The following is a 25130-nucleotide window of genomic DNA, read 5'->3' as shown; positions in this document are numbered from 1 at the left end:
CTCCCCAGTTATTAAGGTTATTTCCGTGTTATCTGTTTATTTACAAGGGCTTGCCCTTGGTGCTGCGCTGATTTTGCCGTTAGGCCCGCAAAATGCTTTTGTGATGAATCAGGGCATTAAGCGCCATTACCATCTGATGACCGCATCGCTGTGTACCCTTAGCGATATTGCGCTGATCTGTGGTGGGATTTTTGGCGGCAGCGCGTTGCTGAATCAATCGCCTCTCTTATTGATGCTGATCACTTGGGCGGGCGTGGCGTTTTTGCTGTGGTACGGTTGGGGCGCGCTGCGCGCTGCATGGCAAGGTGATGTGTCGCTGGCATCTGATGCGGAGATAAAGCAAGGTCGCTGGCGCATCATCGCTACTATTCTGGCGGTGACCTGGCTCAATCCGCACGTCTATCTCGACACCTTTGTGGTGCTCGGCAGCCTCGGTAGCCAGCTTCCGTCTGAAGACGCGCGTCGTTGGTTTGCATTTGGCACCGTGAGTGCCTCAATTATCTGGTTCTTCGGCCTGGCGCTGCTGGCCGCGTGGCTGTCGCCGCGGCTGCGCACCGTGCGGGCGCAGCGCATTATCAATTTGCTGGTCGGCGGCGTGATGTGGTTTATCGCCATTCAGCTGGCGCGTCAGGGCATTGCTGCACTCTAATGCAGATGTAATCCGTACAGTGCGGGCAGCGCGCCCGCACTGGCGAGCAACTCCAGTCGAATCTGGCTAAAAATCACGCATTCTGGCACCAAGTGATGACACAGCGAGTGATGATTTTCCGTCACGTCTGCCAAAAGCATCTCATCAAGCCATACGCGATAATGTGTGGTGCAGTGCGGCGTCACAGCCTGTGCGTGGCCCATTTGCACCGTTTCCATCGCATGGTCGAAGTCGTTGTCGAACAGCAAGGTAATGTGTTTCGCCTGCTGCGGTTCATTCCAATGCCAGCTGACGTTGGGATGCGTGTCATCCTGCGCCGGCACCCAGCAGTTAGTGTGCTGTTCCGGGCGCAGCTTGCCGTTGAGCAGATAGTCGCCGTGCCACAGCTGCAGCGGCGTTTCCAGCGCAAAGGCCAGCAGGATTTGCTGTGGAGCCCGGCGCGGCAGCCAGAAATCAAACTCATCAACGCCGTAATCGCCATCGTTAATCTGGCGTGTGCGTTTCGCTACGCGCGGATTGAGACTGTTGAACACCATCATCACGCCCGGCAAACGCTGGCTGGTTAATGCAACCTCAATCGCAGCGTTCTCCTCAAAGGCGATAAACAGATAGCGATCGCAATCGGCGCGATAATCAAAGCTCAGTCGATAAGTGCCTTGCTCAGTAACCGTGATACTTTGCGTGCTCAGTTGGCAGTCGCCGCAGGTATTGGCCGGATTAGCGCTGGTGAGCAGCGATACCTGTAATTTCTGCGCGTTGGCGGCACGCAGCTGCACGCTGATTGCCGGCAAGCGTTCGCCCGCTTTGAGCGGCAGCAGCAACGCACAGCGAGATTGCAGCGGCTGCCAACCGGCATCGGCGGGCAGGGCGCGCAACTCTAAGGTGCTGCTCACCGTGACATACGCCTCGCGCGCTGGGTTGGCCAACGGATGTCGCGGGATAAACGCACCCTGACGCAGCAGATGCTGCTGCAGCTGCCCAACGCGCTCAGGCTGCGCCAGTTCGGCGGGCGTGATCTGCTGTTGCTGGCACAGCGCCGCCGCGCGGCCCACCACTTCGCCCAGCACGCCGCAGGTGCACATGACGCGTGCGCTGCCAAAGGCGACGTGCGTAGCGGAGATCAGTCGGCCGGTGAGCAGCAGATTGTCCAGCGACTGGCTGTAGAGCGCGCGGAAGGGAATGGTGTAAGTCCCTTTGCTGTGGAACTGACGACAGCCATCGTGTTCGCTGTAGACGCCGTCGGCCGGATGCAGATCAATCGACCAGCCGCCATATGCCACTGCATCGTAGTGGTCGCGTTGTTCGATGATGTCCTGCTGGCACAGCATCGTCTCGCCGAGAAAACGCCGGCTCTCGCGCTTGCCGGGAATCAGGCCAACCCATTCGATGGTGAGGTTATCGGCATCGGGAAATTCACCGGAGTTTTTGATGTAATCCCACACGCCCCAGACAATTTTCCACAGTTCCCACTTGATGGTTTCGCTCTCATGCACGGTATCGAGCCGTCCGCCCCATTCCAGCCACCATAAATCGCAGCCGTTCAGCTCTGAACTTAGCCGTTTATAGCGCGGAATGGCGGTGATCTCTTTTAGTGCGAAAGAGGGCGCAAAGAAGCGTACCGGTTGTGCCGTGCGCTTGGTGTAGAAGTAAATGGAATGACCGAGCTTGTGGCCGAAATTCTCGCCCGGCGCCATCTTCTCGCCAAACTCCTCCACGGATTCCGCGCCCACGCGATGCGCCGCACCGGCCAGATAGCCCAATACGCCATCGCCGCTGGCATCGATAAATTGTGTAGCCGAAACCCGATAACGCGTTTGATTAATGGCGTTAAACGCCTGCACTGACAGCAAACGGCGGCCAGATTTTTCGATATCGGTCACCACCGTATTGAGCAGCAAAGTCAGGCCGGGCTGCGCCTGTACGATGTCCAGCAGCACCATATCGAACAGTACCGGATTGCCCTCTTTATTGCGCCACAGGTTCTCCTCCATGATCTCGCCCATGATGCCGCCTTCGCGCGCCCAGCGATTGTTATTGCCCATGTGTGAGGTCGCACCGTTGGCCCACAAGCGCACTTCGCTGGAGGCGTTGCCGCCCAGCACCGGGCGATCCTGAATCAGCACCACATCAAGGCCATCGCGTGCGGCGGCCAGCGCGGCACACACGCCCGCCAGTCCACCGCCGACGATCAGTAACTCCGCTTGTAGTCGTTGTTGCGGAAAGTGGCGCTCATTTTGCGTAGAGAAAGTCTGCATCATTTCATTCCTCTGACTCTAAGGCTAAGATTGGAGTTTGCCCGCCGCAGGTGATCTATGTCTTCTCAACCGAACCAAAGCCTGATTGACGGTATTCGCTGTCTGCAATATCTGGTGTCCAGTGATAAGGCCGTGGGTTGCCGTGAACTGGCGCGCCAGATGGGGATGAACAGCACGCGTGTGAATCGACTGCTGATGACCATGGCGTCGATTGGACTGACGACGCAGGATGAGCATCGACGCTATCTGCCTGGCCCCGGTATTCACGCGCTGGCGGCACAGGCGATTCGCGGATCTTCGCTGTTCGCGCAGGCGTTGCCGCAGCTGGAACGCCACGCGCCGCGCGATATCGTGGTGGCGCTGGGCGTGTTGTGGGAGGATCAGGTGATCTACATCTGGCACTCGGAACCCGGTGAACGCATTAACGCCAGCCAGGCGCTGGCCGGTTTCCGCATGCTGCCCGCGTGGCAATCGGTGATTGGCGTGTCGTTGCTGGCGGCGGAAAGTGACGAGGCGCTGCGCCCGCGTTTTAGCGAAGAACAGTGGCTGCAAATCGCGCCGCTGCTGGCGCGTAAGCGTGCTGAGGGTTACCTGATCTGGCACCGCGATGATGGCGAAATCAGTATGGCGCAGCCGATTGATCACAATCGCGCGGCATTGGCGTTCGCCAAAATCTGGCAGGACGATGAGGCGCACCTCGCGCAGCGCCTGCAACAGTTGCAATCGCTGGCGCAAACCGTGTTCACCCCGCGCTAACATGATCGATTTTCCCGACAATAAACAGGTAACTGCAGATGCCAATCGCGGCCAGCACGGCGATAAATGCCAGGGCTGGCGCGAAGTTATCGCCGTCGATTAACGCACCAATGGCAATCGGCACCACGATGGATGACAGCGCACCGGTAAAGTTAAATACGCCGCCCGCCAGACCAATCAAGTGGCGCGGCGCCAACGCCGTGACAAACACCCAGGTAATAGTCGCCAGGCCGTTGCCGAAGAACGCCAGCGACATAAACAGAATAATCAGCGTGGAATCGTCGGTGTAATTGGCGCCAAGGATAAACAGCGTCAGGAACAGGCCAAGGATCACCGGTAGCTTGCGCGCCACGCTAGCGGAGATACCGCGACGTATCATGCGATCTGAGGCAAATCCGGCCAGCAGCACGCCGCAGAAGGCGGCGAAGTAGGGCACCGAAGCAACGTAGCCGCTTTTGATGAAGCCCATGTGACGATACTCCACCAGATACGTCGGGAACCAGGTGAGGAAGAACCAGAAGGTGGCGGAAATTGTGAACTGGCCAATGTAGATGCCGACCAATTTACGACTGCGGAACATCTGCGCCAAATCGCCCCAGCGCGCTATGGGCTGCTGCGAATTTTGTCGACTCTCCAGCAGCGCACCGTTGTCACGCAAATAGCTGAGCTCAGCTTTTGACACGCCTTGATGCTGATTCGGCTCGCGGTAGAGCCAATACCACACCAGCGCCCAAATCATCCCCGCAAGTCCGGTGATCAAAAACAGTCCGCGCCAGCCAAAAGCATCCTGCAGATGAAACAGCAGCGGCGTCATACACGCCAGGCCGACAAACTGCGCTGAGGAGTAAATGCCGATGGCACTGGCGCGCTCTTGCTCCGGGAACCAGCTAGAGATCACCCGGTTGTTGGAGGGCATCACCGGCGCTTCAAAAGCACCGACGCCGAGCCGCAGACCAAATAGCGCGCCAAAGCTGTTGGCAAGCGCGTGCAGCGCGGTGATCAGCGACCAGGCAAATAAACCGACGCCATAAACCACGCGCGCGCCAAGGCGATCGATGAGGAAGCCGCCGGGAATTTGTAGCGCAGCGTAGATCCAGCCAAAGGCGGAAAAGATCAATCCCATCTCCATGGGCGAGAAGCGCAATTCGCCAGCCATTGCCGTAGCGGCAACCGACAGGTTAGTGCGATCCATATAGTTGATAATGATGTTAATAAACACCAGACCGAGCATCAGAAAGCGCGTACGTCCCGCGCGAGCGCTGGCAACGGTTTGGCTAAGTGGCTGTTCTGTCATTGGCAACTCTCCCGAACTCAGGGGTGTTTCTTTAATAGAAACGAATAAGTGTTTTATTGGCGAATCCGTACAGCTAAATTTGCGATCGCGGCTACGTTAAAAAGGAGATTGCTCGAACTTTTGAGCCGTTTACTAATCAGATAAGCACACATGTTAATGTGTTTTAGGTTTAGCCATAATGGCGACCTGCAAATTGAATCCCTCAAGGAGGACTTTCGTGAAACTGAAAGCACTGGCGCTGGCCGCCGTAATGAGCACGGGCGCACTGTCCGGTTTAGTTCAGGCAGGCGAATTGCCGAATGGACCGCATGTGGTGACTTCTGGACAGGCAAGCGTTGATGCCACGCCAGATCTCGCGACGCTCGCGATTGTGGTGAATGTTTCGTCGAAAGACGCGGCAGAAGCGAAGAAACAAGCTGATGATCGCGTGGCGCAATATTTCGATTTCCTGCAAAAGAACGGTATCGAGAAAAAAGATATTGATGCGGCAAACCTCAGCACGCAGCCAGAGTACGATTACACCAAAGAAGGTAAGTCGGTACTGAAAGGCTATCGTGCCGAGCGTCAGGTACAGGTAACGCTGCGCCAGCTGGACAAACTCAACGAGCTGTTGGATGGCGCGTTAAAATCTGGCCTGAATGAAATTCGTTCGGTCGAGTTAGGTGTGGCGAATCCGGACAGCTACAAAGAGAAGGCGCGTAAAGTGGCCATCGCTAATGCTACGCAGCAGGCTAACGCGCTGGCAGAAGGGTTTAACGCTAAGTTAGGTTCGGTTTACAGCATCCGCTATCACGTTGCGAACTATCAACCGATGCCGATGGCGCGCATGTATAAGGCCGCCGCAGTACAAGCTGATACCACCGCGCAGCAAACTTACGAGCAGCAGAGCATTCACTTTGACGACCAGGTAGATGTCGTCTTTGAAATCAAACCAAACACACCGTAAGGTTTGATATCAGGTCGCCATGAAGGGCGACCTGATCTTTACGCTGGCAACACATCCTGACGCAGCACGCGATGTCCGTGCGCAATCAGCGCGTCGGTCACGCTGCGCATCAAACGACTTTCCGGCGCAAACCGGTGCCAGTACAGCATACGACGCTGATACAGGCCTGGCGTCAAATCCACCAGTTCACCTTGCGCTAACTCGCGCTCAATCTGCAGATGCGGAATCATACAGCACACCGAACCCTGACGCGCCAGCTGCACAAAGGCTTCTGACGAGTTAACGATGTGGCAAGGCACGCTGCCCGGCGACAGGTCAAAGTTCTGCTGTAAAAACGCCTGATGCATATCGTCCAGATGATCAAATGCCACCGCCGGCGCTTTCAGCAGCGCAGAGCGTGTTACGCCGTTCGGGAAATAGCGAGCAGCAAAATCAGGTGAGGCGCAGAACAGATAATCGAGCGCACCCAGTTGATCCACCAGACAGCTTGGCAGCGGCTGCGGCTGAATACTCACCGCGCCGACCACTTCACCGCGACGTAGGCGTTCCTGCGTGCGGGTTTCATCTTCCACCTGCAAATTCAGGCGCACTGGGGAATCGGCCAGCACGTCTTTCAGCGCGGGCAGCAGCCAGGTGGCCAGGCTGTCGGCGTTGACCGCCAGCGACAGCAACAGCGGCGTGGTTCCACCGTTATCATCACCCAGCCACTCCTCTTCCAGCAGTTCAACCTGATGCAACAACGCCAGTAACTTTTGTCCCTGCTCGGTCGGACGCGGCGGCACGGTGCGCACCAGCAGCGGCTGACCAAATAAATTTTCCAGCTGTTTAATACGCTGCGAAACCGCCGATTGGGTAATGCAGAGTTTTTGTGCCGCACGCTCAAAGCCGCGCTCGCGAATCACAGCATCCAGCGCCTGAAGCGTTCGATAATCCGGGCGTTTCATTGTTGTTCTCTCTCGTTCAGGGTGGACATTACTATGCCATAAAACTGTCAAATTGTGCTGCGGCGCATTTTTGCGGGCTGGCTTCCAAAGCGTTAAATCGGCTGTCTAACTGTCGCGCTTTTTTACAGCGCCTTGTTTTATACTACGCGCACTTCGATGTCGCACAGGTTTTAAACATACCATGACCCAGGATGAACTGAAAAAAGCGGTAGGTTGGGCAGCCCTGCAGTACGTAGAGCCCGGCACCATTGTCGGCGTAGGCACGGGATCGACGGCAGCGCATTTTATTGATGCACTCAGCACCATGAAGAATCAGATTGAAGGTGCGGTTTCCAGCTCGGAAGCCTCAACGGAGAAACTGAAAGCGCTGGGCATTCACATCTTCGATCTCAACGAAATTGATGAGCTGTCGGTGTACGTTGATGGCGCCGATGAGATCAATCCGCAGATGCAGATGATCAAAGGCGGTGGCGCAGCGCTGACGCGTGAGAAAATCGTTGCGGCGGTGGCGAAGAAATTTGTCTGCATTGCCGATGCATCGAAAGAAGTTGATGTGCTGGGCCATTTCCCGCTGCCGGTTGAAGTGATTCCGATGGCGCGTTCGTATGTGGCGCGTGAACTGGTCAAACTCGGCGGCTTGCCTGAGTATCGCCAGAACGTCATTACCGACAACGGCAACATTATTCTCGACGTGCATAATCTGCGTATTCTCGATCCCATTGAGCTGGAAAAAACCATTAATGCGCTGCCGGGCGTAGTGACCGTTGGCCTGTTTGCGGGACGTGGTGCGGACGTCGCACTGATTGGTACCGCAGAAGGCGTGAAAACCATCGTAAAATGATCTGTCCGGCGCGCGTAATGCGCCGGTTATTTCCATCCGCAAAACATCTTTTCTCACCAGGCTGAAATTTGGTGACTTATGTCACAAAAGATTCATCAGCAGTAAGTTCGTACTTCGTCCATTAAGGATGTCACGATTTTGTACGGCATTGTGCTGTCTCCGCGTGGGCGCGTGCTGGCTCCCAGGCAATCGTTTGTATTGCTGCGCACGAAATTTTTGATATTTTGACAGAAGGCTACCTTATGGTAGTCCTCATTGAATTCTGAATAGGGTCGGGAAATGGCAAAGGTATCACTGGAAAAAGACAAGATTAAGTTCCTGCTGGTGGAAGGCGTTCACCAGAGTGCGCTGGAAAACCTGCGTGCAGCAGGCTACACCAACATCGAGTTTCACAAAGGGGCGCTGGATGCGGAGTCGCTGAAATCCTCCATCCGCGATGCGCACTTCATTGGTATCCGTTCCCGTACCCAACTGACTGAAGAGATCTTTGCTGCCGCAGAAAAGCTGGTAGCAGTCGGCTGCTTCTGTATCGGTACCAACCAGGTTGATCTCGCGGCAGCGGCGAAACGCGGTGTGCCGGTGTTCAATGCGCCGTTCTCCAACACCCGTTCAGTTGCAGAGCTGGTGATTGGCGAAATGCTGCTGATGCTGCGTGGCATTCCGGAAGCCAACGCCAAAGCGCACCGTGGCATCTGGAATAAAGTCGCCAACGGTTCGTTTGAAGCTCGCGGCAAGAAACTGGGCATCATCGGTTACGGCCACATCGGCATGCAGCTGGGTGTACTGGCAGAAAGCCTCGGTATGCACGTGTTCTTCTACGATATCGAAAGCAAGCTGCCGCTGGGTAACGCCACTCAGGTGCGTCATCTCTCCGATCTGCTCAACATGAGCGACGTGGTCAGCCTGCACGTTCCTGAAACGCCATCCACTCAGAACATGATTGGCGCGGAAGAGCTGGCGCTGATGAAGCCGGGTGCGCTGCTGATCAACGCCGCGCGCGGTACCGTGATCGATATTCCGGCGCTGTGTGATGCCCTGGCGAATAAACATCTGTCCGGTGCCGCTATCGACGTCTTCCCGGTCGAGCCTGCGACTAACAGCGATCCGTTTAACTCACCGCTGTGCGAGTTCGATAACGTGATCCTGACGCCGCACATTGGTGGTTCAACGCAGGAAGCGCAGGAAAACATCGGTATCGAAGTGGCTGGCAAGCTGGCGAAATACTCCGACAACGGTTCTACGCTGTCTGCGGTTAACTTCCCGGAAGTCTCACTGCCGATGCATGCGGCAAGTGCTAGCCGTCTGCTGCACATCCATGAAAACCGTCCGGGTGTGCTGACCGCCATTAACCAGATTTTTGCCGAGCAGGGCATCAACATCGCCGCGCAGTATCTGCAAACCACGCCAATTATGGGCTACGTGGTGATCGATATTGATGCTGAGCAGGATGCAGCGGATAAAGCGCTGCAGGCGATGAAGGCGATTCCGGGCACCATCCGCGCCCGTCTGCTGTACTGATTAAACAGGGCGCCATTGGCGCCCTTTGTTTTTCCTGCTCACGCTTCCCACTGCCACAGTTTCGATGGCGTCAGAATCGCGGGGAGCGGCACATCCCATGCGGCAACCGGCAATGCTTCTACGCGCTGACAATCATGTGCGATGCCCACCGGAAGAAAACCATGCTGCTGCCAGTTTTGCAGCGTGCGATCGTAGAATCCGCCACCCATTCCCAAACGTTGGCCAGCATAGTCAAACGCCACCAGCGGCACCAGCATCACATCCAGCTGATCCAACGTGGCCAGTTGCGTGATATCCAGCGGCGGTTCCGGGATGTGAAGTTTATTTGGCGCGAGTGGCGTTTCTGGCGAGTAACGGATAAACAGCAGATTGCCCGGCGAGAAGGGATGAAGCACCGGTAAATAAACCTGCTTTTTTTGCTGCCAAAGTTTGGCGATCAGTGGGCGGGTGTTGATCTCTCCATCGACAGATAAAAACAGCGCAATGCGTTGGGCATTAGCGATCGGTACAATGTTGATGGCGTGTTCAGCCAACTGATCGGCGGCTTGTTCCTGTTGCTCAGACGTGAGATTACGGCGCAAATGGCGCACATGCTGACGGATGTCTTGACGGTCGAGAAGGGAGGGCGCTGGCATGATATCTATATCCCCGGAATAATCGCTTCTTAAAAGCGATTATATCATGTGCACCGGGGAAACAGACTTGCTACTAAATGGAGATCTCCGAGATGCCGCCGCAGGCTGTAACCCTTGAACCCTTGGTTCAAGGTGAACATGCCGTCACAACTATTAGGCTTCTCGGACGGACCGAGCATGCGCACAAATTGTGGAGCGTCACATTCTGTTGGTATGAAATATCGGCTCAGGGGACTGGCCCGCTTGCAAACATCTCAGAGAAAATTTACTTCACCGTCACTATAGCATGAGTGACCATGAAGCTTTATTCAAAATTAGGGCCCTGGCGGTCAGTTATGCGACCTTGCTCTACTAACGCTTGTTCAATGGTCTGCTGCAGCATGCGGATACGTTGTTCCATGTTTGCTGCATAGTCGCGCGTCTTACCTTTCTCTTGTGCCAACTCGTGGCAGATGTTTAACGCGGCGATGAACACCAGTTGCTCTGTATTGGTGACTCTAGTGCGAACTTTTAAATCTTGCAACCGTTGATTGAGATCCTCTGCGGCCAGATTCAGCGCATCTTGCTGTTCAGGCGGGCAATTCACTCTTAACGAACGACCAAAAATTTGAATATCTACTGGTTGTGCAGACATGCCACCATCCTAACTGATTACTTCGATCGCATCTCCCTTACCGGTCAATGGGTTGGGAGGTGCGAAACTATATATACCCGAGTTATAACTTACAACCCCTTTTCTGGAAACCCAGAGGCACCTGGTGGTAGCATAACACGAACTTATTCTGCCAACGACGACCAAAGCTTATGTCTTTACAGAACGCAACGCCGAGTTACAACGCGCTGGCCGCGGCCCTTTCACAGCAGGGCGTGGGCATGACGCCAGCCGAAATGCATGGTCTCCTTTCCGGGATTCTGTGCGGCGGCAATCAGGATACCAGTTGGAAAACCATGGTTCACGATCTCACCAACGAAGGCATGGCATTTTCGCAGAGCCTGTCTCAGCCGCTGCAGGCGCTGCATGAAAGCCTGGCGACCACGTTGGAAGACGAAGGTTTTATGTTCCAGCTGATGTTGCCGGAAGACGATGACATCACGGTATTCGATCGCGCGGATGCGCTGGCCGGTTGGGTAAACCACTTCCTGCTCGGTTTGGGTGTCACGCAGCCGAAGCTGGAGAAAGTGACCGGCGAAACTGGCGAAGCGATTGACGATTTGCGCACCATCGCACAACTTGGCTATGACGAAGATGAAGATCAGGAAGAGCTGGAGCAGTCACTCGAAGAGGTGATTGAGTACGTGCGCGTTGCCGCTCTGCTGTGCCATGACACCTTCACGCGTCCGCATCAGCCAACGGCACCAGAAGTACAGAAACCTACGCTACATTAAGCGCGTCAATGCGGGTGCGTTGTGGCCCGTCTTCAACAGGGAGTGCAAACATGATTACCTTGGATACGTTTCAACAACGTCGTCAGGCGCTGATTGCCCGCATGGCGCCAGGCAGTGCGGCGTTAATTTTTGCTGCACCTGAAGTGACGCGCAGCAACGACACCGAATACAGCTTTCGTCAAAACAGCGACTTCTGGTACTTCACCGGTTTTAATGAACCGCAGGCGCTGCTGGTCTTAATCAAAAGTGATGATAAGCACAATCACAGCGTGCTGTTCAATCGCGTGCGTGACCTGACGGCCGAAATCTGGTTTGGTCGCCGCCTTGGCCAGGATGCCGCACCGGCGAAACTGGGTGTCGATCGCGCTTTGCCGTGGGATGACATCGGCGAGCAGTTGCATCAACTGCTTAACGGCCTGGATGTGGTTTACCACGCGCAGGGCGAATACGCAGAAGCCGATCAGCTGGTGTTCAGCGCGCTGGACAAACTGCGTCGCGGCTTCCGTCAAAACCTTAGCGCGCCCGACACAGTTACCGACTGGCGTCCGTGGGTGCACGACATGCGCCTGTTCAAAAGCGCAGAAGAGATTGAGATTCTGCGCCGCGCCGGAAAAATCAGCGCGCTGGCGCACACGCGAGCGATGCAAGCCTGTCGTCCGGGCATGTTCGAATATCAGCTGGAAGGCGAAATTCATCACGAATTCAATCGCCACGGCGCGCGTTTCCCCTCGTACAACACCATTGTCGGTTCGGGCGAAAACGGCTGTATTCTGCACTACACCGAAAACGAATCGGAAATGCGCGATGGCGACTTAGTGCTGATTGACGCAGGCTGTGAATTCCACGGCTACGCGGGCGATATCACCCGCACCTTCCCGGTCAACGGCACCTTCAGCGAGCCGCAGCGCGCCATCTACGACATCGTGCTGGCTTCGCTCTATAAAGCGTTATCGATGTTCCGTCCGGGCATCAGCATCCATGACGTCAACGACGAGGTGGTGCGCATTATGATTACCGGCCTGGTCGATCTCGGCATTCTGGATGGCAACATCGATACGCTGTTTGAAGAGCAGGCGCATCGTCCTTTCTTCATGCACGGTTTGAGTCACTGGCTGGGGCTGGATGTGCACGATGTCGGCCATTATGGCACGCCAAGCCGCGACCGCGTGCTAGAGCCGGGCATGGTGCTGACGGTTGAGCCTGGCTTGTATATCGCGCCAGATGCCAAAGTACCGCCACAATATCGCGGCATTGGCATTCGCATCGAAGATGACATCGTCATCACCGCCGACGGCAACGAAAATCTCACCGACAGCGTAGTGAAAGACGCCGATGCGATTGAAGCCTTGATGGCGGCGGCACGTCACGCATGAGCATTTTGATTGCCGGCGGCGGCATGACCGGTGCGACTCTGGCGCTGGCGATTTCACATCTGACGCAAGGCCAACTGCCGGTTACCCTGATTGAGCGCAGCCAGCCCGACAGCCGCGCACATCCTGGCTTTGACGGACGCGCGATTGCCCTGGCTGCTGGCACCTGTCAGCAGTTAGCAGATATCGATCTGTGGCGCTCGCTGGCCGATTGCGCCACGCCCATCACCGATATTCACGTTTCCGATCGCGGTCATACCGGCTTTGTTTCGCTTAAAGCGCAAGATCATCAGTTGCCTGCGCTCGGTCAGGTGGTTGAACTGTTTGATGTCGGCCAGCGGCTGTTTCAACGCCTGCAAAAAGCGTCAGGCGTCACGCTGCGCTGCCCGGATCATGTAACTTCGGTAGCGCGTACGGCGGATAATGTGCAGGTGATGTTGAACAGCGGCGAACAGCTGGCAGGCGCATTACTGGTGGCCGCCGACGGTTCGCGTTCACCTTTAGGCGCGTCCTGCGGTATCACCTGGCAGCGCGACGATTATCAGCAGTTGGCGGTTATCGCCAACGTGTCGACGCAGTTGCCGCATCAGGGCCGCGCCTTTGAGCGCTTTACCGAATACGGCCCGCTGGCGCTGTTGCCGATGTCCGGCAACCGCATGTCGCTGGTGTGGTGCCACCCGCTTGAAGCGCAAGCAACGATTAAGCAGTGGGATGATGCGACCTTCCTGCAAGAACTGCAGCGCGCATTCGGCTGGCGTCTGGGGCGCTTCACGCATACCGGTCAACGCGAGCATTATCCGCTGGCGCTGCAAACCGCTGAACGTCAGGTGACACATCGTCTGGCGCTGGTGGGCAACGCGGCGCAAACGCTGCATCCCATTGCCGGACAAGGCTTCAACCTGGGTCTGCGCGACGTGATGTCGCTGGCGGAAACGCTGGCAGGCGCATATCGTCAGCAGCAAGATCCCGGCAGTTTCGCGGTATTACAGCATTTTGCCGCGCGACGTCAGCCCGATCGTGCCGCCACTGTTGGCGTCACTGACGGTTTAGTCCGACTGTTTGCTAACCGCTATGCGCCGTTGGTAGCAGGACGAAATCTTGGGCTGGTGGCGATGGACCATCTGCCTTGGCTACGAAATCCACTTGCCGCGCGCACGCTCGGCTGGGTTAAGCGTTAAGCACGAATTAAGGGGCAGCAATGCAAACTTTTGATGTGGCAATTGCCGGAGGCGGCATGGTGGGTTTGGCCGTCGCCTGCGGACTTCAAGGCAGCGGCTTACGCGTTGCCGTGCTGGAAAAAGCACCCGAGCCACAGTTTGATCCGGCGGCCAATGCGTCGATTCGCGTCTCCGCCATCAACGCTGCCAGTGAACGTCTGCTGCAAAAGCTCGATGTCTGGTCGAGTATTCTGGCGCTGCGCGCCAGCGCCTATCACGGCATGGAAGTGTGGGATCAGGACAGCTTCGGCTCAATCAGCTTTGATGACGAGCAGCAGGGTTTATCGCATCTTGGCCATATTATTGAAAACGAAGTGATTCTTAGCGCGTTGTGGCAGCGTGCCAGTCAGAGCAGCGATATCACGCTGTTTGCTCCGGCGCAGCTGCAGCAAGTGGCGTTTGGCGATAACGAAGCCTTCATTACGTTGCAGGATGGCAGCATGATGAGCGCACGTTTGCTGGTGGCGGCCGACGGCGCCAATTCGTGGCTGCGCGATAAAGCGGATATCCCGCTGACTTTCTGGGATTACGAGCATCACGCGCTGGTGGCGAACATCCGCACCGATATGCCACATGATGCGATTGCGCGTCAGGTGTTTCACGGCGACGGTATTCTGGCGTTCCTGCCGATGCAGGATCCACACTTATGCTCGATCGTCTGGTCGCTCGCGCCACAGGAAGCGGCACGCCTGCAATCGATGCCGGAAGCGCTATTTAATCAGCAGCTGTCGGTGGCGTTTGATATGCGTCTTGGCTTGTGTCAGGTCGAGAGTGAACGTAAAACCTTCCCGTTGACGGCACGTTATGCGCGTAACTTTGCCGCGCACCGTTTGGCGCTGGTCGGCGATGCCGCCCACACCATCCATCCGCTGGCCGGGCAGGGCGTAAATCTCGGCTTTATGGATGCGGCTGAATTAATTGGTGAAATTCGTCGATTGCATCAGGAAGGCAAAGACATTGGTCAGCATCTCTATCTGCGTCGCTATGAGCGCAGCCGCAAGCACAGTGCGGCGATGATGCTGGCGGGGATGCAGGGTTTCCGCGAGCTGTTTGCTGGCACTCATCCCGCGAAAAAGCTGCTGCGTGATGTTGGTCTCAAGCTCGCCGACACGTTACCTGGCGTTAAACCGCTGATGCTGAAACAGGCGATGGGGCTTAACGATCTACCCAGATGGATACGCTAATCATCTCAGCTGACGGCGCCCAATTGGGCGCCGTTTTTCTTTGCTGCACCCCAATGATGCAGCGATGCACCGCGATCGCGCCTCGTTTGATTTATTCTAATTTGACGCCTTAATTCGCATTAGATTAATTCATGTCATGGCCCTGCGCATGCCGGACCATTTCTTAATCCTGTGGCGTGTATTCCCTCAATTTGCTGCATGAAAGTAATTTAGTCGTATTTTGTGCGAGGCTAATCACAATAATGCAGTGATTTATGCTGGGCGTTGTTCGATGATTTGATGAAAGGTGATAGTGTTTCGCCCTCGTTTTCCTCATGGTTAATTGCCACATTAGGTGATAACTTCAGCACAAAGAGAACGTTTGCGTCAGCCTCATTAGGCGACGCAGGCGCGTCACACTCACTTGTCTTCACAGGATGGTTATGACTCAGCAAACGCCTCTATTCGAACAGCATCAGGCAAGCGGTGCACGCATGGTGGACTTCCACGGTTGGATGATGCCGCTGCATTACGGCTCGCAAATGGATGAGCATCACGCGGTGCGTAACGATGCCGGCATGTTTGATGTTTCCCACATGACCATCGTCGATCTGCACGGCGCACGCACCCGCGAATTCCTGCGCTATCTGCTGGCAAACGATGTCGCCAAGCTGACCCAGCCGGGCAAAGCCCTGTATACCGGCATGTTGAATGCCTCTGCTGGCGTCATTGATGATTTGATTGTTTACTTTATGAGCGAAGATTTCTTCCGTCTGGTGGTGAACTCCGCTACGCGAGAGAAAGATTTAGCCTGGATTAAACAGCATGCGCAGCCGTTTGGCGTTGAGCTGACCGAACGTGACGATCTGGCGCTGATTGCGGTGCAAGGTCCAAACGCGCAGCAGAAAGCACAAACGCTGTTGAGCGCCGCTCAGCGTGATGCCGTTGCCGGCATGAAACCCTTCTTTGGCGTGCAGGCCGAAAACCTGTTTATCGCTACCACCGGCTACACCGGCGAAGCGGGTTATGAGATTGCCATGCCAGCGACTGAAGCTGCCGCTTTCTGGCATCAGCTGTTGGCCACAGGCGTTAAACCGGCTGGACTCGGTGCGCGTGACACGCTGCGTCTGGAAGCGGGCATGAACCTGTACGGTCAGGAGATGGATGAGGGCGTTTCGCCGCTCGCCGCCAATATGGGCTGGACCATCAGCTGGGAACCTGCCGATCGCGATTTCATTGGCCGTGATGCTCTGCAAGCGCAGCGCGAGCACGGCACCGAACAGCTGGTTGGCCTGGTGATGACCGAAAAAGGGGTGCTGCGTAACGGGTTAACGGTGCGCTTCACCGATCAACAAGGTCAGCCGCAGCAAGGTATTATTACCAGTGGTTCCTTCTCACCAACCCTGGGTTACAGCATCGCGCTGGCGCGTGTGCCAGCCGGCATTGGTGATCAGGCGATTGTAGAAATCCGCAACCGTGAAATGCCCGTGAAAGTTACCAAACCGATTTTTGTTCGCGCCGGTAAGCCGGTTGCCCAGTAATTTTTTTTCAGGAGAAATGGCCAATGAGCAATGTGCCAAGTGAATTGAAATACCGCGATAGCCACGAATGGGTCCGTAAAGAAGCCGACGGCACCTTCACTGTGGGTATCACCGAACACGCACAGGAACTGCTGGGCGATATGGTGTTTGTCGATCTGCCAGACGTCGGTGCCACCTTCGCGGCCGGTGATGACTGCGCCGTTGCGGAGTCGGTGAAAGCGGCTTCAGACATCTACGCGCCACTGAGCGGTGAGATTGTGGCGGTGAACGACAATCTGGGCGATTCGCCAGAGCTGGTCAACAGCGCGCCGTACGCCGATGGTTGGCTGTTCCGCATCAAAGCCAGCGACGAATCAGAACTCGACGCGATGCTGGATGCCGATGCCTATAAAGCCGCAATCGACGAGTAACCGGTAGTGGCAGAAGGTGACGCGCTGCGTCACCTTCTTTTTTATCTGCCTGATTTAACGCCATTTTTGTAACCCAGCCCGATTCAGGATTTACTGCAAATGACCCAGACTCTCAGCCAGCTTGAACACAACGGTGCTTTCATTGAGCGCCACATCGGTCCTACGCCGGAACAACAGGCCTTAATGCTGGAAGCGATTGGTGCCAGTTCGCTCTCCTCATTGATCAGTTCTATTGTGCCTGCCGACATCCAACTGCCAGGCCCGCCTGCAGTAGGCATTGCGGCGACCGAGCAGCAAGCGCTGGCAGAGCTGAAAGCCATTGCCAGTCAGAACCAACGCTACAAATCCTGGATCGGCATGGGCTACAGCGCGGTGATCACGCCGCCCGTCATCCTGCGCAATATGCTGGAAAATCCAGGCTGGTACACCGCGTATACGCCGTATCAGCCAGAAGTGTCGCAGGGCCGTCTTGAGGCGCTGCTCAACTTCCAAACTCTGACGCTGGATCTGACCGGTCTGGACATCGCTTCCGCGTCACTGCTGGACGAAGCGACCGCTGCTGCTGAAGCAATGGCGATGGCCAGGCGCGTTAGCAAACTGAAAACCGCCACCAAATTCTTCATCGCCGATGACATCCACCCACAGACGCTGGATGTGGTGCGCACCCGCGCAGAAACCTTTGGGTTTGAACTGATTATTGATCGTGCTGACAAGGTGCTGGATCACGATGATCTGTTCGGCGTGTTGTTGCAACAGGTGGGTACGCACGGTGAAGTGCACGATTACCGCTCACTGATTGCCGAGCTGAAAAGCCGCAAAGTGGTGGTGAGCGTAGCCGCAGATTTCATGGCGCTGGTGCAGCTAGAGGCGCCAGGCAAGCAGGGCGCAGATATCGTCTTTGGTTCTGCCCAGCGTTTCGGCGTGCCGATGGGTTACGGCGGACCACACGCCGCGTTCTTCGCCAGCCGCGACGAGCACAAACGCTCGATGCCTGGTCGCATTATTGGTGTATCGCGCGATGCCGCCGGGAAAACCGCGCTGCGTATGGCGATGCAAACCCGCGAGCAACATATTCGTCGTGAGAAAGCCAACTCCAACATCTGTACATCGCAGGTGCTGCTGGCGAATATCGCCGGTCTCTACGCGGTGTATCACGGTCCGGTTGGCCTGAAACGCATTGCCTCACGTATTCACCGTCTGACCAGCATTCTGGCCGCGGGCCTGCAAAACGGTGGCCTGAAGCTGCGCCACAACAGCTGGTTCGATACGCTGACGTTTGAAGTGGCCGATAAAGCGGCGGTGCTGAACCGCGCGCAGAGCTTCGGCGTCAACCTGCGCAGCGATATCCACAATGCGGTTGGCATTACGCTGGATGAAACCACCGCCCGTGAAGATGTGCTGGCACTGTTCGCCATTCTGCTGGGCGATGCGCACGGTCAGGACATTGATGCGTTGGATGCCGCCGTTGCTGCGGAAAACAGTGCGATTCCGGCTGGTCAGGTGCGTGAAAGCGCCTTCCTGACGCACCCGGTGTTCAATCGTCATCACAGCGAAACTGAGATGATGCGCTACATGCACAGCCTTGAGAAAAAGGATCTGGCGCTGAACCAGGCGATGATCCCACTCGGTTCGTGCACCATGAAACTTAACGCCGCGGCGGAGATGATTCCAATCACCTGGCCGGAATTTGCCGAACTGCATCCATTCTGCCCGGCTGAGCAGGCGTCGGGTTATCTGCAGATGATTGGCCAGTTATCGCAATGGCTGGTGCAGTTGACTGGCTACGATGCGCTGTGCATGCAGCCCAACTCAGGTGCGCAGGGCGAATACGCCGGCCTGCTGGCGATTCGTCGTTACCACGAAAGTCGTAACGAAGGCGGCCGTAATGTTTGCCTGATCCCGAGCTCGGCGCACGGCACCAATCCGGCATCGGCGCAGATGGCGGGCATGTCAGTTGTGGTGGTGGCGTGTGATAAACAAGGCAACATCGATCTTGGCGATCTGCGTGAGAAAGCCGCGCAGGTGGGTGAGCAGCTGTCGTGCATCATGGTGACCTATCCGTCAACACACGGCGTTTATGAAGAAACCATCCGCGAGGTGTGCCAGATCGTGCATCAGCACGGCGGCCAGGTATATCTCGACGGCGCCAACATGAATGCGCAGGTCGGTATCACCACGCCAGGTTACATCGGCGCGGATGTATCGCACCTTAACCTGCACAAAACCTTCTGTATCCCGCACGGCGGTGGCGGTCCGGGTATGGGCCCAATCGGCGTGAAAGCGCATCTTGCACCGTTCGTGCCAGGTCACAGCGTGGTGCAAATTGATGGCGTGCTGACACAGCAGGGCGCGGTATCTGCCGCACCGTTTGGTAGCGCATCGATTCTGCCAATCAGCTGGATGTATATCCGTATGATGGGCGCAGAAGGTCTGAAGCAAGCGAGTTCGGTGGCGATCCTGAACGCCAACTACATTGCCAGTCGTCTGCAATCGGCCTATCCGATTCTATATGCCGGCCGCGATGGCCGCGTGGCGCACGAATGTATTCTCGACATTCGCCCGCTGAAAGAGCAGACCGGTATCAGCGAGCTGGATATTGCTAAGCGTCTGATCGATTACGGTTTCCACGCACCAACGATGTCATTCCCGGTTGCGGGTACGCTGATGGTTGAACCCACGGAATCGGAAAGCAAAATCGAGCTGGATCGCTTTATCGATGCGATGCTGGCTATTCGCATGGAAATCGATCGCGTTGCCGATGGCGAATGGCCGCTGGAAGATAATCCGCTGGTGAACGCACCGCACACGCAGACAGAAATCGTTAGCGACTGGGCGCATCCGTATACCCGTGAGCTGGCCGTATTCCCGGCCGGTAGCGCCAATAAATACTGGCCGACGGTGAAACGTCTGGATGATGTATTTGGCGATCGCAATGTGTTCTGTTCGTGTGTACCAATGAGCGAATACCAATAATTTAGCCGTCATACTTTGAGCCACAGCGGCGTTGGCTGCGCTCATTCACCCCGGTCACTTACTGATGTAAGCTCCCGGGGATGAATGAACTTGCCGCCTTGCTGTATCTCAAATTATTTAGGCTAAAGTAGCGGGTGATATTTATGAAAGGGCCGATTGTTCGGCCCTTTTTTGTGGAGGCAAAAATGGATCTGGCTTTGATTACCGGCGGTAGCCGCGGCATTGGACGCGCAACCGCACTATCGCTGGCGCAGGCGGGTTATCGCGTGGCGATCAACTATCGTCAGCGTGCAGCCGAAGCGGCAAGCGTGGTGGCAGAGATTGAAGCGCAGGGCGGCAGTGCGTTTGCGCTGCAGGCCGATATTGGCGATGAAGCGCAGGTCATACGTATGTTTGCCGAATTGGACCAGCAAGAGGGCGTGCTGCGAGTGCTGGTGAATAATGCCGGTATTTTGTTTACCCAATGTCGGGTGGAAGATCTGGATGCCGAACGTATTCAGCGCGTGTTCGCCACCAATGTCACCGGCACGTTCATCTGCTGTCGTGAGGCGGTAAAACGCATGGGCACGCATCATGGCGGCAAAGGGGGCGCCATCGTCAATGTGTCATCCGCTGCGTCACGTCTCGGTGCGCCAGGCGAATATGTGGATTACGCCGCCTCAAAAGGGGCGATGGATACGCTGACTAAAGGGTTGTCGCTGGAAGTGGCATCGCAAGGCATTCGCGTCAACAGCGTGCGTCCTGGCCTTATCTATACCGACATGCACGCCGATGGCGGCGAGCCGGGTCGAGTCGATCGCCTGGCGAGCGCATTGCCAATGGGACGCGGCGGCCAGGCAGAAGAGATTGCTGCAGCAATTGCCTGGCTAGCGAGCGATGCCGCGTCATACGTGACGGGCACCTTTATCGATGCGGCTGGCGGACGATAATCACCAAGCCGGTATCAATACCGACCCCATAAAACAGTATCCGTGCGGAGTGTCGCCTCGCATGGCGACCGATTCATTCAAACCCTCGCCTGTCACACCCACTCACAGATTTATTTTAGCGTACATGTGTACTCTGAAAATTATCCCGGTTACTCTGGTTGCTCAGAAATAGCACACTCGCTTTTTCCGTTGTTCAGGAATCCCCCTCATGGTACAAACCCCAATTATTGCCCAGGGCTACTCATTGGCAGAAGAGATCGCCAATAGTATCAGCCACGGAATCGGCTGCATTTTCGGCATCATTGGCCTGGTGTTGATGTTGACACAAGCCGTTGAATCCCAAGCTAACGTTACCGCGATCACTAGTTACAGCCTGTACGGCGGCAGCATAATTTTGCTCTATCTCGCCTCAACGCTGTATCACGCCATTCCCCATCAAAAAGCCAAACACTGGCTGAAGAAATTTGACCACTGCGCCATTTATCTGTTGATTGCTGGCACTTATACGCCGTTCTTGCTGGTGGGGCTCAATTCGCCGCTGGCACAAGGCTTAATGGTGGTGATCTGGAGCCTGGCGCTGGCCGGTATTCTGTTTAAAATCGCCTTTGCCCACCGCTTTGAAGCGCTGTCGCTGGTGACCTATCTCGGTATGGGATGGTTGTCGCTGGTGGTGATTTATCAGCTGGCGATCAAACTGTCGCCGGGCGGGATTTGGCTGCTGGCTGCCGGTGGCATTGTCTATTCGCTAGGGGTGATATTCTACGTCTCGCGCCGTATTCCTTACAGTCACGCCATCTGGCACGGTTTTGTGCTCGGCGGCAGCGTATTGCACTTCTGCGCGATTTATTTTTATGTGATGTAAGCTCAATCCAGGTCGCCGAAAATGGCGACCTTACGTGTTTAGTACGGACCCGGCCCGCAATTATTCGGTTAATGAATACGGCAGCGGCTGAATGGTCAATTTGCCACTTTCGTCGCCTTCCACGCGCAATACGCTATCTGGCTCCAAATCATTATTCATCACCACCTGTACCCAAACGCTGCCGTCATCCAGCTGCACGCCGCTCAATACGGTGCCGGTGCGACGCCATTTATCGCCCATCTGCAGCTCCATCGAACCGCCAACCTCCGGCACTTTGCTGGCTTTACCTGCCAGCCAATAGAGTGCGCGTTTGTTCGCACCGCGGAATTTGGCGCGTGCCACCATCTCCTGGCCGGTGTAACACCCTTTTTTGAAGCTGATGGCATCCAGCGCCTGTAGGTTAGTGGCTTGTGGAATCAACTGCGCGCTGGTGGCGCTTTCAATCACCGGAATGCCGGCTTCGATATCCAGCGCCAGCCATTGCAGGCTGTCGTTGAACTGCGCTTCTCCCGCCAGTTTCTCTTTCAACGCATTCGCCTGTTCAGGTGTGGTCACCAGCAGGAAACGTTCGGCTGGCTGATCAAACCACAAAAGCGTGCTCTCACCTTGCTGTACTACCGGCGTTTCGGCATCCGGCAGTGTGCTGAATACGCCTGCCAGCGCGGCGCGCGCCTGGAAACCGGCAACGCCGAGCAGCACCGCTTCATCATCAGCGACGATGGTGACTTTGGCGAACACCGCGTATTTCTTCAGTTCGGTAAGCTGCTGCTCACGCAGGTTGCGACGCACCACGTAAGCGTAACCTTCGCTGCGATGGAACAGACGAATGTTGCTCCACATTTTGCCTTTGGCATCGCAGTGCGCGGCGGGACGATGCTGCGTCTCGCCCATCGCCGCGACATCCAGCGTCAGCTGACCTTGCAGATAAGACGTGCTGTCGTTGCCTTGCACCTTAACCAGCGCCCATTCGTCGAGCGAAATCAGGGTTAAAGGCAGGCGTGACGATGCAGCAGGCTGGCGAGGTGGAAGGGTAAAAATCGACATGTCTCTTTCCTGATTAATGAGGTAATAGGTTGCAATGGTAAAAGAGCAGTGCGGCTTTGCAACCTGTTTACTGAATATGGCGCACAAATCGCGTGATACCCATTGCAAACTGGGGGATGTAACGCCGAGGTATTGCACAGGGTTAAGCACAGCGCCTGCAGCGAGAAAAAAAAGCAGGTACACTGAGCCCCACTGTTTTTAGTCATGGAACCTGAGACATGGAAATTAACGACAAAGCCCGCGTCCAATGGGCATGCCGTCGCGGCATGCTGGAGCTGGATATGGCTATCATGCCGTTTTTCAAATTTGAATATGATTCGCTGAACGACACCGATAAGCAGGTTTTTATCGCGCTACTAAAGAGTGACGATCCCGATCTGTTCAACTGGTTGATGAATCACGGTGAACCGGTTGATCCCGAGTTCAAACGTATGGTGAAACTGATTCAGCAGCGCAACCGTGAACGCGGTCCGGTGGCAATGTGATCTGCGAGCTTCACGCAGTGCGCGCGCACTGAATGTGACGCTTTCTCTACTGTGCACCGGTTTGCTGCTGGCGCTGGAGTGGCCTGACGCGTGGGCGTGGAGCAAAGCGCCGGTGTTAGTGCTGCTGCTGGCGGAGTGCTGGCGTAACGAGCGCCGTCTGGTACAGCGCGTAGGTCATTTGGGGCTGGACGTGAAGGGCAATTGGCTGTGGCGCGGCGTGCGCTGGCGAGCGGAACGTAAGGCGGATTGGTTGCCGTATGGCGTTTTGCTGGTGCTGCGTAATCAGCAGGGAAAACGCTGGCGGCTGTGGTTAATGCATGACAACCTGCCGCCCGGTGAATGGCGCACGCTGCGCGCCTGCTGTTTTCTAAGGGATGGTCAAACGCTGCCTTAAAGCAGCGCTGCGGTTTCCGTCAGAATCTGTTCGCACCACTGCTCAATGCGCTCATCGCTCTGTTCGAACTGGTTAACATCGTCGAGCGCCAAACCGACAAACTGCGTGCCATCGGCGGTCAGCGGTTTTTTGCTGGTGAACTCATAGCCTTCCAGCGGCCAGTAACCCACAAACTGCACGCCCATCGGCTGCAGCAGTTCGTGCAGCATGCCCAGCGCATCAAGGAACCATTCGGCGTATTCGCCCTGATCGCCCATGCCGTACAGCGCCACGATTTTTCCGCGCAAATTCAGCGCCGGAATCTGCGGCCAAATCGCTTCCCAATCTTCCTGTAACTCACCGAAATCCCACGTCGGAATGCCAAGGATCAGCAAATCGTACTGCTCCATCAGCGACGGATCGTCATCTTTCAAATTGTGCAGCGTGACTAATTCTTCACCGATAAAGTCGCGAATCTTCTCCGCCGTCATCTCGGTGTAACAGGTACTCGAACCATAAAACAAACCGATATTCATGCAATTAATGCTCTGTCTGAACCTGACTCGGGGGCAATTGTACCAGAAGCAGGCTACTTTCAGGCATAATGAGCACGATTTCACACGGGCGGAGAGTACAGTGCAGGACAGCGATCTGATCGAACAGTTTCTGGATGCGCTTTGGATTGAGCGTAATCTGGCGCAGAACACGCTCGCCTCTTACCGGCAGGATCTGCAAACGCTCACCGGCTGGCTGCATCACCACGATCGCACGCTATTAACGCTTGAAGCGCTTGATTTGCAGCAGTTTCTTGCCGAACGCGTTGAGGGCGGCTACAAAGCCACCAGCTCGGCGCGCACCCTCAGCGCCATTCGCCGCTTGTGCCAATATCTCTATCGGGAAAAAGTGCGCAGCGACGATCCCAGCGCGCTGCTGTCGGCACCGAAACTGCCGCAGCGTCTGCCGAAAGATCTCAGTGAAAACCAGGTCGAACGCTTACTGCAGGCACCGAGCATTGATGTGCCGCTCGAACTGCGCGACAAGGCGATGCTGGAGCTGCTGTACGCCACCGGTTTACGCGTAACGGAGTTGGTGGGTTTGACCATCAGCGATATCAGCCTGCGTCAGGGCGTGGTGCGCGTAATCGGTAAAGGCAACAAAGAGCGTCTTGTGCCGTTAGGTGAAGAAGCGGTTTACTGGATTGAATACTATATGGAACATGGTCGGCCGTGGCTGCTCAACGGGCAAACGCTGGACGTGATGTTTCCCAGCCAGCGCGCGCAGCAAATGACGCGGCAGACCTTCTGGCATCGCATTAAACACTATGCGACCCTTGCCGGTATCGATAGCGAAAAGCTGTCGCCGCACGTGCTGCGCCACGCATTTGCCACACATTTACTGAACCACGGCGCCGATTTACGCGTCGTACAGATGTTGCTGGGCCACAGCGACCTCTCAACCACCCAAATTTATACGCACGTCGCCACTGAGCGCCTGCGTCTGTTACATCAACAGCATCATCCGCGCGCTTGAGATGCGGTA

The 25130-nt window shown here is 56.0% G+C and carries 24 protein-coding genes and 1 other RNA gene; 17 read left to right on the top strand and 8 right to left on the bottom strand.

What is annotated here, in order from left to right; genetic code table 11:
- Nucleotides 1-25: 25 nt before the first annotated feature.
- Nucleotides 26-649: an arginine exporter ArgO gene (argO, locus tag ACFQW4_RS20290; protein ID WP_110868000.1), complete on the top strand. Its 624-nt coding sequence runs from the start codon at nt 26-28 to the stop codon at nt 647-649.
- On the opposite strand, the gene ACFQW4_RS20285 is transcribed toward argO, so the two are convergent.
- The gene (locus ACFQW4_RS20285) at nt 646-2904 is read right to left on the bottom strand and encodes an FAD-dependent oxidoreductase (RefSeq protein WP_377727114.1); all 2259 of its coding nucleotides are present in this window, start codon (nt 2902-2904) and stop codon (nt 646-648) included. The two genes, argO and ACFQW4_RS20285, sit on opposite strands and share 4 nt — an antisense overlap.
- Nucleotides 2905-2961: 57 nt before the next feature.
- Here ACFQW4_RS20285 and ACFQW4_RS20280 point away from each other — a divergent pair, with 57 nt between their 5' ends.
- Nucleotides 2962-3660, top strand: coding sequence for a transcriptional regulator (locus ACFQW4_RS20280; protein ID WP_101761942.1), 699 nt, complete (start codon nt 2962-2964; stop codon nt 3658-3660).
- Here the strand turns inward: ACFQW4_RS20280 and ACFQW4_RS20275 are convergent.
- Nucleotides 3647-4954, bottom strand: a complete 1308-nt coding sequence (locus ACFQW4_RS20275) for an MFS transporter (RefSeq protein ID WP_101761943.1) — start codon at nt 4952-4954, stop codon at nt 3647-3649. The two genes, ACFQW4_RS20280 and ACFQW4_RS20275, sit on opposite strands and share 14 nt — an antisense overlap.
- A 217-nt stretch (nt 4955-5171) precedes the next feature.
- Here ACFQW4_RS20275 and ACFQW4_RS20270 point away from each other — a divergent pair, with 217 nt between their 5' ends.
- Nucleotides 5172-5900 (top strand): oxidative stress defense protein, encoded by a 729-nt coding sequence (locus ACFQW4_RS20270; protein ID WP_101761944.1) that lies wholly within the window; start codon nt 5172-5174, stop codon nt 5898-5900.
- A gap of 38 nt (nt 5901-5938) precedes the next feature.
- Here ACFQW4_RS20270 and ACFQW4_RS20265 read toward each other — a convergent pair whose 3' ends face one another.
- On the bottom strand, nt 5939-6844 hold the full coding sequence (locus ACFQW4_RS20265; RefSeq protein ID WP_007890292.1) for a LysR family transcriptional regulator ArgP: 906 nt from the start codon (nt 6842-6844) through the stop codon (nt 5939-5941).
- Nucleotides 6845-7025: 181 nt separating this feature from the next.
- Here ACFQW4_RS20265 and rpiA point away from each other — a divergent pair, with 181 nt between their 5' ends.
- Together rpiA and serA are read left to right on the top strand one after the other, a co-directional pair.
- Nucleotides 7026-7685 (top strand): ribose-5-phosphate isomerase RpiA, encoded by a 660-nt coding sequence (rpiA, locus tag ACFQW4_RS20260; RefSeq protein ID WP_377727030.1) that lies wholly within the window; start codon nt 7026-7028, stop codon nt 7683-7685.
- A gap of 279 nt (nt 7686-7964) precedes the next feature.
- Entirely contained in the window at nt 7965-9203 is a 1239-nt protein-coding gene (gene serA, locus ACFQW4_RS20255; RefSeq protein WP_110867996.1) for a phosphoglycerate dehydrogenase, read from the top strand.
- Between the two features lie 38 nt (nt 9204-9241).
- On the opposite strand, the gene ACFQW4_RS20250 is transcribed toward serA, so the two are convergent.
- From ACFQW4_RS20250 to zapA, 3 genes are all read right to left on the bottom strand, one after another.
- Complete coding sequence (locus tag ACFQW4_RS20250; RefSeq protein WP_377727028.1) at nt 9242-9838, bottom strand: 5-formyltetrahydrofolate cyclo-ligase; 597 nt, start codon at nt 9836-9838, stop codon at nt 9242-9244.
- 80 nt (nt 9839-9918) lie between these two features.
- Nucleotides 9919-10102: non-coding RNA, 6S RNA (ssrS, locus tag ACFQW4_RS20245), on the bottom strand.
- 40 nt (nt 10103-10142) lie between these two features.
- Nucleotides 10143-10472 carry a cell division protein ZapA gene (zapA, locus tag ACFQW4_RS20240; protein ID WP_007890288.1) on the bottom strand — a complete coding sequence of 110 codons (330 nt, stop codon included), beginning with the start codon at nt 10470-10472 and terminating at the stop codon, nt 10143-10145.
- A gap of 170 nt (nt 10473-10642) precedes the next feature.
- On the opposite strand from zapA, the gene ACFQW4_RS20235 reads away from it, so the two are divergent.
- The 9 genes from ACFQW4_RS20235 (at nt 10643) to ACFQW4_RS20195 (ending at nt 21689) form a co-directional block, all read left to right on the top strand.
- Entirely contained in the window at nt 10643-11224 is a 582-nt protein-coding gene (locus ACFQW4_RS20235; protein WP_101761948.1) for a YecA family protein, read from the top strand.
- A 50-nt stretch (nt 11225-11274) separates the two neighbouring features.
- Complete coding sequence (pepP, locus tag ACFQW4_RS20230) at nt 11275-12597, top strand: Xaa-Pro aminopeptidase (RefSeq protein ID WP_101761949.1); 1323 nt, start codon at nt 11275-11277, stop codon at nt 12595-12597.
- Nucleotides 12594-13772, top strand: a complete 1179-nt coding sequence (ubiH, locus tag ACFQW4_RS20225; protein WP_101761950.1) for a 2-octaprenyl-6-methoxyphenyl hydroxylase — start codon at nt 12594-12596, stop codon at nt 13770-13772. The genes pepP and ubiH overlap by 4 nt, the downstream gene beginning before the upstream one ends.
- A gap of 20 nt (nt 13773-13792) precedes the next feature.
- Complete coding sequence (ubiI, locus tag ACFQW4_RS20220; protein WP_377727022.1) at nt 13793-14995, top strand: FAD-dependent 2-octaprenylphenol hydroxylase; 1203 nt, start codon at nt 13793-13795, stop codon at nt 14993-14995.
- A gap of 422 nt (nt 14996-15417) precedes the next feature.
- Complete coding sequence (gene gcvT / locus ACFQW4_RS20215; RefSeq protein WP_377727019.1) at nt 15418-16515, top strand: glycine cleavage system aminomethyltransferase GcvT; 1098 nt, start codon at nt 15418-15420, stop codon at nt 16513-16515.
- A gap of 23 nt (nt 16516-16538) precedes the next feature.
- A complete protein-coding gene (gcvH, locus tag ACFQW4_RS20210) occupies nt 16539-16925 on the top strand; it encodes a glycine cleavage system protein GcvH (protein WP_192236450.1) in 387 nt (128 codons plus the stop codon).
- A gap of 99 nt (nt 16926-17024) precedes the next feature.
- Nucleotides 17025-19898 (top strand): aminomethyl-transferring glycine dehydrogenase, encoded by a 2874-nt coding sequence (gcvP, locus tag ACFQW4_RS20205; protein ID WP_377727014.1) that lies wholly within the window; start codon nt 17025-17027, stop codon nt 19896-19898.
- Between the two features lie 185 nt (nt 19899-20083).
- On the top strand, nt 20084-20827 hold the full coding sequence (locus ACFQW4_RS20200; protein WP_222234712.1) for an SDR family oxidoreductase: 744 nt from the start codon (nt 20084-20086) through the stop codon (nt 20825-20827).
- Between the two features lie 208 nt (nt 20828-21035).
- Nucleotides 21036-21689: a hemolysin III family protein gene (locus tag ACFQW4_RS20195; RefSeq protein WP_377727011.1), complete on the top strand. Its 654-nt coding sequence runs from the start codon at nt 21036-21038 to the stop codon at nt 21687-21689.
- 60 nt (nt 21690-21749) lie between these two features.
- Here ACFQW4_RS20195 and ygfZ read toward each other — a convergent pair whose 3' ends face one another.
- Entirely contained in the window at nt 21750-22733 is a 984-nt protein-coding gene (ygfZ, locus tag ACFQW4_RS20190; RefSeq protein ID WP_101761957.1) for a tRNA-modifying protein YgfZ, read from the bottom strand.
- Between the two features lie 218 nt (nt 22734-22951).
- On the opposite strand from ygfZ, the gene sdhE reads away from it, so the two are divergent.
- On the top strand, nt 22952-23218 hold the full coding sequence (gene sdhE, locus ACFQW4_RS20185; protein ID WP_101761958.1) for an FAD assembly factor SdhE: 267 nt from the start codon (nt 22952-22954) through the stop codon (nt 23216-23218).
- Nucleotides 23219-23252: 34 nt separating this feature from the next.
- Nucleotides 23253-23612 (top strand): protein YgfX, encoded by a 360-nt coding sequence (locus tag ACFQW4_RS20180; protein ID WP_271461227.1) that lies wholly within the window; start codon nt 23253-23255, stop codon nt 23610-23612.
- Here ACFQW4_RS20180 and fldB read toward each other — a convergent pair.
- Entirely contained in the window at nt 23609-24127 is a 519-nt protein-coding gene (fldB, locus tag ACFQW4_RS20175) for a flavodoxin FldB (RefSeq protein WP_101761960.1), read from the bottom strand. The two genes, ACFQW4_RS20180 and fldB, sit on opposite strands and share 4 nt — an antisense overlap.
- Before the next feature lie 100 nt (nt 24128-24227).
- Here fldB and xerD point away from each other — a divergent pair, with 100 nt between their 5' ends.
- Complete coding sequence (gene xerD, locus ACFQW4_RS20170) at nt 24228-25121, top strand: site-specific tyrosine recombinase XerD (protein WP_008108233.1); 894 nt, start codon at nt 24228-24230, stop codon at nt 25119-25121.
- The last annotated feature ends 9 nt before the right edge of the window (nt 25122-25130 follow it).

The sequence above is a fragment of the Pantoea sp. GCM10028869 genome (assembly GCF_042666835.1).
GTDB classification, from domain to species: Bacteria; Pseudomonadota; Gammaproteobacteria; order Enterobacterales; family Enterobacteriaceae; genus Pantoea; species Pantoea leporis.
The sequence above is the reverse complement of the archived record's forward strand: the minus strand, read 5'-3'. Positions and strand labels throughout refer to the sequence as shown.